We start from the raw sequence: 12,048 nt of genomic DNA on the forward strand, positions 1-12,048 counted from the left end.
CTTGTTTGCTTTGACAAGAAAAGGAAGCAGGTTCCATGCCAGTGCCATGCCGGTCTTCTGTCGCTGCACTGCTGATAGCAGGCTGCGCTTGCTGATCAATGAGTTCAAGCTCGCAGCATATGAATCAGGGCTTGCAGCTTGTGCTTGGGGCAGAGCCCGCTATGCTCGACAAGGTCCATCGTTGCTGCACTGATTCATGACCTGGCTGCTGCTGACTCTTCATGTATTGCTGATCACCGGCTTCGGCCTGCGCATCCTGCTGCGCCGGGACATGCGGCCCGACGTGCGACTGGCCTGGCTCATGGTCATCGTGCTGCTGCCCTATGTGAGCTGCCTGCTGTACTACCTGTTTGGCGAGGTAGCCCTGGGCCGCGTACCAGGCCGCAGAAGACTCAATGTGCGCGAGTTCTGCCAGTCCCGCAGCGGCGCCGCGACCGATGCCGACCGCAGCCCGCAGGCACTGCCTGCCATGGCCGATCAATGGCTGCCGGCCTTTCGCTATGCCTCGTCCATCAACGGCTTCGTGCCGCTGCCCGGCCACAGGGCCGAGTTGATGCGCGATGGTGCACATGCCCGTTCGCAGATGCTGGCCGACATGGATGCCGCGCGCCACGAGATCAACGTGCTCTACTACATCTGGCTGGACGACAGCACCGGCACCGATGTGGCCCATGCCCTGATGCGTGCCGCGCAGCGCGGCGTGACCTGCCGTGCCATGGTCGACGGACTAGGATCGCGCGCGCTGACGCGCTCGCCACTGTGGCAACAGATGCGGCAGGCCGGCGTGCATCTGGCGATTGCCCTGCCCATCAGCAATCTGCTCAAGGTCATGCTGACCAGCCGCATCGACCTGCGCAACCACCGCAAGATCACGCTCATAGACGGCAGGATCAACTATTGCGGCAGCCAGAACTGCGCCGACGAAGGCTTTCACATCAAGGCTCGCTATGCCCCGTGGGTGGACATCATGCTGCGCCTGCAGGGCCCCGTGGTCACGCAGATGCAACAGGCCTTTGCCAGCGACTGGGCGCAGTCCGATGCGAGCTTTGCCCCACCGGCAATAGAGGCCGAAGCCGGCGCTGCCGCTGACGGCGGCTTCCATGCCGTTGCGATTGCCGAAGGGCCGACGGAAAGAGCACGCTCTACACCCCAGCTGGTTGCCAGCCTGCTGGCCTGTGCGCAGCGCGAGGTCGTGATCTCCACCCCCTACTTCGTACCCGACAGCACGGTGCTTGATGCCTTGTGCGCCGCCGCGCTGCGCCAGGTTCAGGTCACGCTGATCCTGCCCGCCCGCAATGACTCATGGATCGTCGGCGCCGTCAGCCGCAGCCACTACTGGCGGCTGCTGAGCGCGGGCGTTCATATCCACGAATTCCGACCGGGCCTGCTGCATGCCAAGACCCTGTGTCTGGACGGCTCGGTCAGCCTGATCGGCTCCACGAATCTGGATCTGCGCAGCTTCGACCTGAACTTCGAGAACAATGTGCTGCTGCACGACAAAGCCATCACCGAGGCCATCCGTCAGCGCCAGCAAAGCTATCTGCGCGAGTCCGATGCCGTGACGCTGGAGCAGGTACGTTCCACTCGCTGGTGGAAGCGCATCTGGGACAACCTGCTGGGAGCCCTGAGCCCTCTGCTGTAGACCCTGGTGCCCAAGCTTTGGGCATGCTCACCGCCCGCGCACCACACGCGTGCATACAGGCTGCCGATCTCGCACCAGGACGGACAGCCGCCCCGATTTCATGCATGAAAGTCAGGGCTGACCCTCTTGGAAATTACGGAAATCTGCAGGAATACCCTCTGCTGGCACGCCTTTCGCTTGCCTACATTCTTGTATGCAAGTTGCAGTCAACTTGCATACAAGATTCCACAACTTGCGAAAGACGACTATGCGCCGCTTTGTCAGATCACTGTTCGGACAGGTGGTGATCGCACTCATACTGGGTGTGCTCGCCGGACTACTGGCCCCTGAATGGGCCGTGAAACTCAAACCCCTGGGTGATGGCTTCATCAAGCTCATCAAGATGATCATCCCCATACTGGTGTTCTGCGTGGTCGTGCACGGCATTGCCGGCGCGGGCGACCTCAAGCGCGTCGGCCGCGTGGGCGTCAAGGCCCTGATCTATTTCGAGGTGCTGACCACCATCGCCCTGGGCATGGGCCTGGTACTGGCCTTTGTCTTCGAGCCCGGCGTGGGCATGAACGTGGACACCAGCAAGCTCGACGCCTCGGCCATGGCGGCCTACGCCAGCAATGCCGACAAGCTGACCAGCGGCGGCACGGTGGATTTCCTGATGAAGCTCATTCCCACCACCGTGGTGGAAGCCTTCGCCAAGGGAGACGTCCTGCAGGTGTTGCTGTTCGCCGTGCTGTTCGGCTGCGCGCTGACCATGCTGGGCGAGCGCGGCAAGCCCGTTTCCGAGCTGGTGGACACCTTGTCCATGGCCCTGTTCAAGGTCATGGGCATCATCATCAAGCTGGCACCGCTTGGCGTGCTGGGCGCCATCTCCTTCACCGTGGGCCAGTACGGCATAGGCTCGCTCAAGCAGCTGGGCATGCTGGTGGCGCTGTTCTACGTCTCGGTACTGCTCTTCGTGTTCGTGGTGCTGGGCCTGGTGATGCGCCTGTCGGGCTTCAGCCTGATCAAGCTGCTGCGCTATCTGCGTGAGGAACTGACCATCGTCTTCGCGACCACCTCCTCCGACAGCGTGCTGCCCCAGATCATGGCCAAGCTGCGCAATATGGGCGTGCGTGACTCCACCGTGGGCCTGGTGATTCCCACCGGCTACTCGTTCAACCTGGACGCGTTCTCCATCTACATCACACTGGCAGCGGTCTTCATCGCCCAGGCCACCAACACCCCGATCAGCATGTCCGACCTGCTGACCATTCTGGCCATCGCACTGGTGACCTCCAAGGGCGCGCACGGCGTACCGGGCTCGGCCATCGTGGTGCTGGCCGCCACCCTGCATGCCATTCCCGCCATCCCTGCGATCGGCCTGGTGCTGGTGCTGTCGGTGGACTGGTTCATGGGCATTGCACGCGCTCTGGGCAATCTGATCGGCAACTGCGTGGCCACCGTGGCGATTGCAGCCTGGGAAGGCGACATCGACCGCGAACGTGCCCATGCGGTACTTGACGGCAAGGCCGAGCCACTGGCCGAAGCAGAAGAAGACCATGCATCTGCTATCGTGCCGCCTGTCGTAGTCCCCATCCCTCAGTCCAGCCATTAAAGCCAGCAATGACTCCTGCCTCTCCACAACACATCGCGGAACGCGTCGTCGAAGCCATCCTGGCCCAGAAGCTGGCACCTGGCGAACGGTTGGGAGAGCAGGAGCTGGCCAACAATTTCGACGTCAGCCGCACCGTGGTGCGCGAAGCGCTGATGCAGCTGCAGGCCCGCGGCTTTGTCCAGGTCCAGGCCCGCAGGGGCTGGTACGTGGTCCAGCCCTCGGCGGCCGAGGCCATGGACGCATTCTCTGCCCGGCGGATCATCGAGACCGGCATCTTGCAGGAAGCCGGCAAGCCGCTGCAGCGCGTCATCACCAGGCTGCGCCGCCATATCGCCCAGGAGCAGAAAGCCATCGCCGGGGCGGACAGTGCCACGCGCGCCTTCCTGCTTGCAGATTTCCATGTCTGCCTGGCCGAACAGATGGGTCACCGGCTGCTGGCCGACACGCTGCGTGATCTGACGGCACGCACCACCCTGGCTGCCACGCTCTATCAGTCCACGCACAGCGCCAGCCAGTCCTGCGCCGAGCACGAACGCATCGTGGCCGCCCTGGAACGCGGCGACACCGAGGGTGCCAAGGCACTGCTGCTGGAACATATAGGCATGGTGGAGCGCTCGCTGGAAATCCGCGCGACCGAGACCGAGGAGCCCGGCGACCGGCTGCGTGCCACGCTCGCCCCCGTGCTCAAGCAGCGCCTCTGAGCGACGCACTCCAAACGAAAAAAGCCAGGGTAGCCCCTGGCTTTTTTCATTCACAGAACATGCCCGTGAAGCGATTTCAGCCCAGGTTCGGCGCCAGATAACGGCGCAGCTCCTCGATATCCATCGCACGTCGCTGGGCCATATCGGCGAGCTGGTCTTCGCCGATCTGGCCCACGTTGAAGTAGCTGGCCTCGGGATTGCCGATGTAGAAGCCGCTCACGCTGGATGCGGGGTTCATGGCCAGGCTCTCGGTCAGCGTCATGCCGATCTCATCGGCCTGCAGCGCCTTGAACAGGTCGATCTTGGCCGTGTGATCGGGGCAGGCAGGGTAGCCGGGCGCGGGGCGGATGCCCTTGTAGGCTTCCTTGATGAGTTCCTCGTTGCTCAGGTCCTCGTCTTCGGCATAGCCCCACAGATCCTTGCGCACGCGCTGGTGCAGGCATTCGGCAAAGGCTTCGGCCAGGCGGTCGGCCAGGGCCTTGAACATGATGCCGCTGTAGTCATCCAGCGCGGCTTCGAATTCCTTGTCCTTCTTCTCGGCGCCGATGCCGGCAGTCACGGCAAACAGGCCGGCATAGTCGGCAATGCCCGACTCCTTGGCGGCCACAAAGTCGGCCAGGCAGCGGCTGGGGCGCATCACGGGCCGTCCATCCGGGCCGTCCACGGCCTGCTTCTCGGTCTGCTGGCGCATGCCGTACCAGGTGGTCAGCACCTGGCTGCGCGATTCGTCGGTGTAGAACACGATGTCGTCGCCCACGCGATTGGCCGGGAACAGGCCCATCACGCCATTGGCCTGCAGCCAGCGGCCGTCGATGATCTTCTGCAGCATGAGCTTGGCATCGGCGAGCACCTTGCGCGCCTCCACGCCCACGACCTCATCGTCGAGGATGGCCGGGTAGGGACCCGCCAGATCCCAGGTCTGAAAGAACGGGCCCCAGTCGATGTACTGGGCAATTTCGGCCAGGTCGAAGTTCTTGAAGACGCGGCGGCCCAGGGTGCGCGGCACCACGGGGGCATGGCTCACCACGGCGGCATTGGCGCGGGCCTGCTCCAGCGTCCACAGCGGCGTCTTCTTCTTGTTGGCATGCTGGGTACGCACCTTGTCGTAGTCGGCGCTCAGCTCGTCCAGATAGGCTTGCTTGCCGTCGCCCAGCAGGCTCTGCGCCACACTGACCGAGCGCGAGGCGTCGGGCACATAGACCACGGGGCCGTCGTACTTGGGTGCAATCTTCACCGCCGTATGCACGCGCGAGCAGGTCGCGCCGCCGATCAGCAGCGGAATCTTCTTGATGCGGAAGTAGTCGTCCTTGTCCATCTCGCCGGCCACATACTGCATCTCCTCGAGACTGGGAGTGATCAGGCCCGACAGGCCGATGATGTCCGCGCCCTCGGCCTTGGCCCTGGCCAGGATCTCGTGGCAGGGCACCATCACGCCCATGTTGATGACCTCGAAGTTGTTGCACTGCAGGACCACTGTGACGATGTTCTTGCCGATGTCGTGCACGTCACCCTTGACGGTGGCAATGACAATCTTGCCCTTGCTGGTCACGTCCAGGCCCGCTGCTTCCTGCTGGCGCTTCTCTTCCTCGATATAGGGCACCAGATGGGCCACGGCCTGCTTCATCACGCGCGCGGACTTGACCACCTGGGGCAGGAACATCTTGCCGGCGCCGAACAGGTCGCCGACGATATTCATGCCGTCCATGAGCGGGCCTTCGATCACGTGCAGCGGGCGGCCTCCGCCCTGCACCACGATCTGCTGGTAGGCCTCTTCGGTGTCTTCGGTGATGAAGTCGGTGATGCCGTGCACCAAGGCATGCGACAGACGCTCGCCCACGGTCTTCGGTGCCTCGGACGTGCCGCGCCACTCGAGCTTCTTGCTGTCGTCCTTGGCCGCGCCCTTGGCGCTGTCGGCGATCTCCAGCAGACGCTCGGCCGCATCGGGGCGGCGGTTGAGCACCACGTCCTCCACGCGTTCGCGCAGCTGGGGCTCCAGATCGTCGTACACACCGACCATGCCGGCATTGACGATGCCCATGTCCATGCCTGCGCCAATCGCGTGATAGAGGAACACGGTGTGGATGGCCTCGCGCACGGGGTCGTTGCCGCGGAAGGAGAAGCTCACGTTGGAGACGCCGCCCGAGACCTTCGCTCCGGGCAGGTTCTGCTTGATCCAGCGCACGGCCTCGATGAAATCTACGCCGTAGTTGTTGTGCTCTTCGATGCCGGTGGCCACGGCAAAGATGTTGGGGTCGAAGATGATGTCCTCAGGCGGGAAGCCCACTTCGTCGACCAGAATGCGGTAGGCACGTTCGCAGATCTCGATCTTGCGAGCAAAGGTGTCGGCCTGGCCTTTTTCGTCAAATGCCATCACCACGGCGGCCGCGCCATAGCGCTTGACCAGCTTGGCGTGCTTCTTGAACTCCTCGACGCCCTCCTTCATGGAGATCGAGTTGACGATGCCCTTGCCCTGCAGGCAGCGCAGGCCGGCTTCGATCACGTCCCACTTGGAGCTGTCCACCATCACCGGCACCTTGGCGATATCGGGCTCGGAGGCAATCAGATTCAGAAAGCGCACCATGGCGGCCTTGCTGTCCAGCATGGCCTCGTCCATGTTCACATCGATCACCTGGGCGCCGTTTTCCACCTGCTGACGCGCCACGGCCAGCGCTTCCTCGTACTGCTCATTCAGGATCAGGCGCGCAAAGGCCTTGGAGCCGGTGACGTTGGTGCGCTCGCCCACGTTGACGAACAGCGTCTCATCGCCGATGAAGACGGGCTCCAGGCCCGACAGGCGCATGGGAGGAATGGCAGTGGAAGGGGTAGCAACGGACATCAGCTCACCTGTGTGAAAACCAGAAACAGAATCGAAAACAGGTGAGCGCCGTTGGGAGTGCAGGCAGATCGCCAACCGGATCTGCGACCCCGAGCCTGACGGGTCAAACATCTCAGGGATGACCTGCTGCAGCGCTCCTCGGGGTGAAGCCCGTCATTCTACGGCGAGGGCGGGCAATCAGGGCTTCAAGGCGCTTTGCCCCGTGGCCGTGCAGGCACGGCTCTTTGTGAATGGCTATAGCAGATTGGACTTTCCACACCCCAAAAACAGGAGCAAGGCAAAAGGTAATTTCGCAAAACACGAATGCAGCCATCTCATTTCAAGCATATTCCTGACATGGTGCACATCCGCAAGGAATGGCGCGCACAGCTTTCCTGCTCTGAGGCAGCCCGGCACCGACGGGTCCGCTTGCCATGAGTGGACAAGCACCTACAGCCCCTATCTTTGAGTCTTTGGCACCATCGACAGCAAATGTCTGGTCCATGTGCTCAGCCATGTACCGCCGATTGCCAGCCATGACAGGGCAGGCCCTTCGGCCGTTGCATGGAACCACCCAGGAGATCTTCATGAACGTGACCTTCGGCGCGTACTACACCCTCATCATGGCCGTGCTTGTGCTCATGCTTGGCAAGCTCATGACAAGACATATCCGCTTTCTGCGCGACTTCAATATTCCCGAGCCTGTCTCCGGCGGCCTGGTCGTGGCGGCCATCATCTTCATGCTGCATCAGACCACGGGACTGGCGCTGAGCTTCGAGGGCAGTCTGCAGTCGGCTTTCATGCTGGTGTTCTTCTCGTCCATCGGCCTGAGTGCGAACTTCGCCAAGCTGCGTGAGGGCGGCTCGGCGCTGTTCATTTTCCTGGGTGTGATTGCCGTCTTCATCATGATGCAGAACATCGTGGGCGTAAGCCTGGCCACCGTGCTGGGACTGGATCCGCTGATCGGCCTGGTCGCAGGCTCCATCACGCTGGTGGGCGGCCACGGGACGGCAGGAGCCTGGGGCTCGGTGCTGGAAAACCAATACGGTCTCACCGGAGCCACCACCCTGGGCATTGCCTGCGCCACTTTCGGTCTGGTCATCGGCGGCCTGGTGGGCGGCCCGCTGGCCAAGCGGCTGATCACGCGCCACCAACTGGCCCAGCCGCTGACCGAGTCCGAGCAGCTGCGCGCCGATGCACCCACCGTGAGCGAAGGCAGCGAGGTCGCCAACTTCGAGTCGCCCAACAAGGCGCCGCGCCTGATCACGGCGGATGCGGCGGTGGAGACACTGGCCCTCTTCGCGGGCTGCCTGGCCTTTGCCGAATTCATGACCGGCCTGACCATGGGAACGGTCATCCAGCTGCCTACCTTTGTCTGGGCGCTGGGGGGCGGCGTGGTCATCCGCAACGTGCTGGACTATATGTTCGGCTTCAAGGTCTTTGACCGCGCCATCGACGTCTTCGGCAATGCCGCGCTGTCCATCTATCTGGCCATTGCGCTGCTGTCGCTCAAGCTGTGGGAGCTGACAGACCTGGCCGGCCCGCTGATGGTCATCCTGGCCGCACAAGCCATCGTCATGACGCTGTATGCGGCGTTCGTGACCTTCCGCATCATGGGCAAGAACTATGACGCCGCCGTGCTGGCCGCCGGCCACTGCGGCTTCGGCATGGGCGCCACACCCACGGCCGTTGCCAATATGCAGGCCATCACCAACCAGTACGGCCCGTCGCACAAGGCCTTTCTGATCGTGCCCCTGGTCGGCGCCTTCTTCATCGACATCATCAACGCCTTTGTGCTGCAGGCCATGCTCAGCATTCTTCGCTGACCGCTGCATAAGGCAAAAAAGCGTGTTCCCGGTAGACGGGAACACGCTTTTTTTCATGGTTGCTTGCGCTTTCAGGGCAAGCGTCAGAGGCTTGTGCGGCTCAGATCATACAGCCACGGCCTGGGCCGAAGCCGGCAAGCCGAAGATGCGGTCAAAGGCCCAGTTGAAGGCAAAGGTGTAGACCATGAAGAACACCAGCAGACCGGCTTCCATCACTGCAGCTTCCCACAATGAGATGCCGAACCACCAAGCCATCAGCGGGATCAGCATGGCGGCGATACCGCCTTCGAAACCGATGGCATGCACCACGCGGCGCATCAGGGAACGGCCCTTGACGCTCTGGCGCGATTCCCATTTTTCGAACAGGTGGTTGAAGCTCAGATTCCAGCAGATCGCGATCACCGAGGCAGCCACGGCCATGACGCCGGAATCGCCGGCCTTCTGGCCGATGGCCATGAAGATCAGGCTGGAGACGATGATGGCGATGGCTTCATACAGCCCCACGTAGAGGATGCGACGTTTGGGTCCTTGAAGGCCCTTGGCCTTGGCGGGGGTGGCAAAAGCGGCGGTATTTTTGAGAGAAACGGCAGAGGAAGAAGCGGATGCCATCGCTGAGGCTTGTTGAGACATGGGCTGCAGTGTATGTTCTGTAAATTGAAGATAAAAGTCAGTTCCTTTCAATTTTTCTGACAGATCAACGCCATGCCCTTTAGCGCCGACCAGGTTCCACTGTTTCTTGCCGTGCTCGATGCCGGCTCTTTCTCGGCGGCTGCACGCAAGCTCGGGCGCGTGCCCTCGGCCGTCAGCATGGCCATTGCCCAGCTGGAAGCAGAGCTGGACCTGCAACTGTTCGACCGCCGCGGGCGCGAGCCCGTGCCCAGCGCCGCCGCCCGCGCGCTCGAGCCGCAGGCGCGCCTGCTGGCCGAGCAGTTGCAGTTGCTGAACTGGCAGGCTCAGGCGCTGCATGCCGGTCTGGAGGAAAGGCTGACGCTGGCCATCGCCCCCGAACTACTGGCCACGCACTGGAGCGAACCGCTGAACCGGCTGGTGCACGAGTTTCCCGCGCTGCCGATTGAGGTGCTGGCAGCTCCACAGGCAGATGCGCTGGAGCTTTTGCATGCGGGCCGCGCCCATCTGGCCCTGGTATTCGAGCGACCCGCCATGGACGGGCGCGAGGGCTTCCAGGAAATGGGCCGCGAGACGCTGGTGGCCGTGATGTCGCCGCAGTTCGAGCTCTGGCAGCAGGCGCTGGCCGAGCATGAGCAGGGCCGCACCACACGGCCGCAGCTCACGGTGGAGCAGCTGGCAGCCACGCGTCAGGTGCTGGTGGCCAGCCGCGACCCGCAGCAGACCGACCCGCGCTTTGTGTTTGCACGCCAGCTCTGGCGCACGGACAGCCACCAGGCAGCGCTTTCGCTGATAGGTGCAGGTCTGGCCTGGGGCTGGCTGCCCAAGGGCCTGGTGGAGTCGCATATCGGCAGCGGCGCGCTGATGGAGGTTCCAGTGCTCAATATCAGCAACGGCACGACCTTGTTCGTGGACTGGGTCTGGTCCAAGGAGCGTGCCCAGGGTCTGGCAGCCAGGCGCTTTGTGCAACTGCTGCGCGAGCGCTGAGCCTCCATGGGCTTGCCTCCAACATCTGGCCTTGAAGCCAAAAACGCTTAAGGAGCAGAATGTACAAGCGCCAGCCGCTAGTCATTCCATAGCGAATCAATTTGCACTGCACAGGAGTTTCAATACATGCCCCGTCAGCCCGCCAAAGCCGCCCCCGCCACATCGCCTGCTGCGACCACCGAGCCGGACCGCCAGCCGACACGCAAACGCCTGCCGTTTCCGACCAGCGCATCGGCCAAAGCCGCCAAGACAGCCAAGTCATCTGCGCCGCAGCCAGCCACCATCACAAAACCTGCAGCCAAAACCTTGAGCAAGGCTGCAGCGAAGGCACCGGAACTTCCTGCGCCCTCCGCTGCCGCCCATGTCTACCCCTTCGAGACCAAGGACAAGGCGCTGCGCAGGCTATGGCAGCCCTGGCAACCGGGCCAGCCACGCGACAGTCGTGCGACCACCGGGCACCCTCGGCCCACAGTGGATCTGCAGAAGTTCGACCCGACCGCCAAGCCCTTCTCCTTCAGCAAGGGCAAGCAATATGACAAGGACAGCGTGAGTCAGCTGGCCGAGGCACTGGACGGGCTGCAGAACATCTTCTATGCCGACCGGCGTTTCAAGCTGCTGGTCATCCTGCAGGGCATGGATGCCGCAGGCAAGGACGGCACGCTGCGTGCGGTCTTCGGCCGCATGTCGCCGCTGGGTGTGCGCACCGTGGGCTGGAAGGCGCCCACCGAAACCGAGAAAGCGCATGACTATCTATGGCGCATTCACCAGCAGATGCCGGGTGCGGGCGAGATCGTGCTCTTCAACCGCAGCCAGTACGAGGATGTGCTGGTGCCCGTGGTCAACGGCTGGCTCACGCCCGAGCAGCAGACCCAGCGCTATGCGCAGATCAACGACTTCGAGCGCATGCTCAGCGAGACGGGCACGGTCATCGTCAAGTTCATGCTGCATATCGGCAAGGACGAGCAGCGCCAACGCCTGCAAGAGCGTCTGGACGACCCGTGCAAGCACTGGAAGTTCGACGAGAACGACCTCAAGGTGCGCGCCCAGTGGGACGACTACCAGCAGGCCTACGGCCAGTTGCTGGGCGCCACGCACACGCCCTGGGCGCCCTGGACCATCGTGCCCGCCAACTCCAAGACCCACCGCAATCTGATGATCGCCACCGTGCTGCGCGAGGTGCTGACCAATCTGGAGCTGCGCTACCCGCCGGGCGTGCCAGCGCTGGACAAGATCAAGGTGAAGTAAGACTTCAGTACTTCATTCAAGCAGGCTGCGCTGCCGACAAGCTGGACAGAGCCGCCTGCTGGTACACGTCGTAATGCTCGGTAGTCTGGCCGCTAACGGCTTTTTCCAGCCTGTGCTTCATCAACCAGCGGCCATGGACACGCTGATAGCTCACGTCGTAATAGCCAACCACCGTGCGCTGGCCAAAGTATTGGGCTGAGGTGTTGAACAGACCCTGCCACTGAAAATGTACACGGCCTTGCGCGGTATCGCCCTCAATTTGCAGACGCGGCAAATGCATGAAATGCAGGCCTTTGTAGAAGGCATCGACCTGGGTGCAGAAAGCCACCAGCTCTTGCCGCCCCTTATGCACCAGTCTTGGACCGGCGCCCACAGCGGCTAGGTCAAACACTCCGTCTTCCGTAAACACTGCGGCCCAGCCCGCGGCGTCACCCGCATCCCAGGCTCGCGCATATTCGGCTTCCAGATCCATGATGGCCAGGCGCGCCTCGGCCTGCTCCAGTCTGGACAGCACTGCTGCCATGTTGGTATCACTCACTTTTTTGAACTCCCTCTGCGTGGACAAACGCTGCTCAAGCGCCTGATTGGAGAGTTCTTTGCCCGGTTCACGCCCC

At 62.7% G+C, this 12,048-nt stretch carries 9 protein-coding genes and 1 riboswitch; of the genes, 6 read left to right on the forward strand and 3 right to left on the reverse strand.

The features are described from left to right. The first annotated feature begins 196 nt into the window (after positions 1-196). From cls to CTATCC11996_RS00635, 3 genes are all read left to right on the forward strand, one after another. On the forward strand, positions 197-1,642 hold the full coding sequence (cls, locus tag CTATCC11996_RS00625) for a cardiolipin synthase (protein ID WP_003071887.1): 1,446 nt from the start codon (positions 197-199) through the stop codon (positions 1,640-1,642). Between the two features lie 247 nt (positions 1,643-1,889). Beyond that, positions 1,890-3,233 carry a C4-dicarboxylate transporter DctA gene (locus CTATCC11996_RS00630; RefSeq protein ID WP_003071889.1) on the forward strand — a complete coding sequence of 448 codons (1,344 nt, stop codon included), beginning with the start codon at positions 1,890-1,892 and terminating at the stop codon, positions 3,231-3,233. Between the two features lie 8 nt (positions 3,234-3,241). Further along, positions 3,242-3,934: a GntR family transcriptional regulator gene (locus tag CTATCC11996_RS00635; protein WP_003071890.1), complete on the forward strand. Its 693-nt coding sequence runs from the start codon at positions 3,242-3,244 to the stop codon at positions 3,932-3,934. A gap of 76 nt (positions 3,935-4,010) precedes the next feature. Here the strand turns inward: CTATCC11996_RS00635 and metH are convergent, their stop codons facing one another. After that, entirely contained in the window at positions 4,011-6,770 is a 2,760-nt protein-coding gene (metH, locus tag CTATCC11996_RS00640) for a methionine synthase (protein WP_003071892.1), read from the reverse strand. A 36-nt stretch (positions 6,771-6,806) separates the two neighbouring features. Next, positions 6,807-6,916: riboswitch (S-adenosyl-L-homocysteine riboswitch) on the reverse strand. 420 nt (positions 6,917-7,336) lie between these two features. On the opposite strand from metH, the gene gltS reads away from it, so the two are divergent. Further along, positions 7,337-8,575: a sodium/glutamate symporter gene (gene gltS, locus CTATCC11996_RS00645; protein ID WP_003071894.1), complete on the forward strand. Its 1,239-nt coding sequence runs from the start codon at positions 7,337-7,339 to the stop codon at positions 8,573-8,575. A gap of 105 nt (positions 8,576-8,680) precedes the next feature. On the opposite strand, the gene CTATCC11996_RS00650 is transcribed toward gltS, so the two are convergent. Continuing rightward, the gene (locus tag CTATCC11996_RS00650) at positions 8,681-9,184 is read right to left on the reverse strand and encodes a PACE efflux transporter (RefSeq protein WP_003071896.1); all 504 of its coding nucleotides are present in this window, start codon (positions 9,182-9,184) and stop codon (positions 8,681-8,683) included. 93 nt (positions 9,185-9,277) lie between these two features. On the opposite strand from CTATCC11996_RS00650, the gene CTATCC11996_RS00655 reads away from it, so the two are divergent. Both CTATCC11996_RS00655 and CTATCC11996_RS00660 read left to right on the forward strand, forming a co-directional pair. Next, positions 9,278-10,189 (forward strand): LysR family transcriptional regulator, encoded by a 912-nt coding sequence (locus CTATCC11996_RS00655; protein ID WP_003071898.1) that lies wholly within the window; start codon positions 9,278-9,280, stop codon positions 10,187-10,189. A 393-nt stretch (positions 10,190-10,582) separates the two neighbouring features. Further along, positions 10,583-11,434, forward strand: coding sequence for a PPK2 family polyphosphate kinase (locus CTATCC11996_RS00660; protein WP_042437821.1), 852 nt, complete (start codon positions 10,583-10,585; stop codon positions 11,432-11,434). A gap of 16 nt (positions 11,435-11,450) precedes the next feature. Here CTATCC11996_RS00660 and CTATCC11996_RS00665 read toward each other — a convergent pair whose 3' ends face one another. Further along, entirely contained in the window at positions 11,451-11,972 is a 522-nt protein-coding gene (locus CTATCC11996_RS00665) for a nuclear transport factor 2 family protein (RefSeq protein WP_114863638.1), read from the reverse strand. Between the last annotated feature and the right edge of the window lie 76 nt (positions 11,973-12,048).

Origin of the sequence: Comamonas testosteroni ATCC 11996 (assembly GCF_000241525.1) — a bacterium.
GTDB classification, from domain to species: Bacteria; Pseudomonadota; Gammaproteobacteria; order Burkholderiales; family Burkholderiaceae_C; genus Comamonas; species Comamonas testosteroni.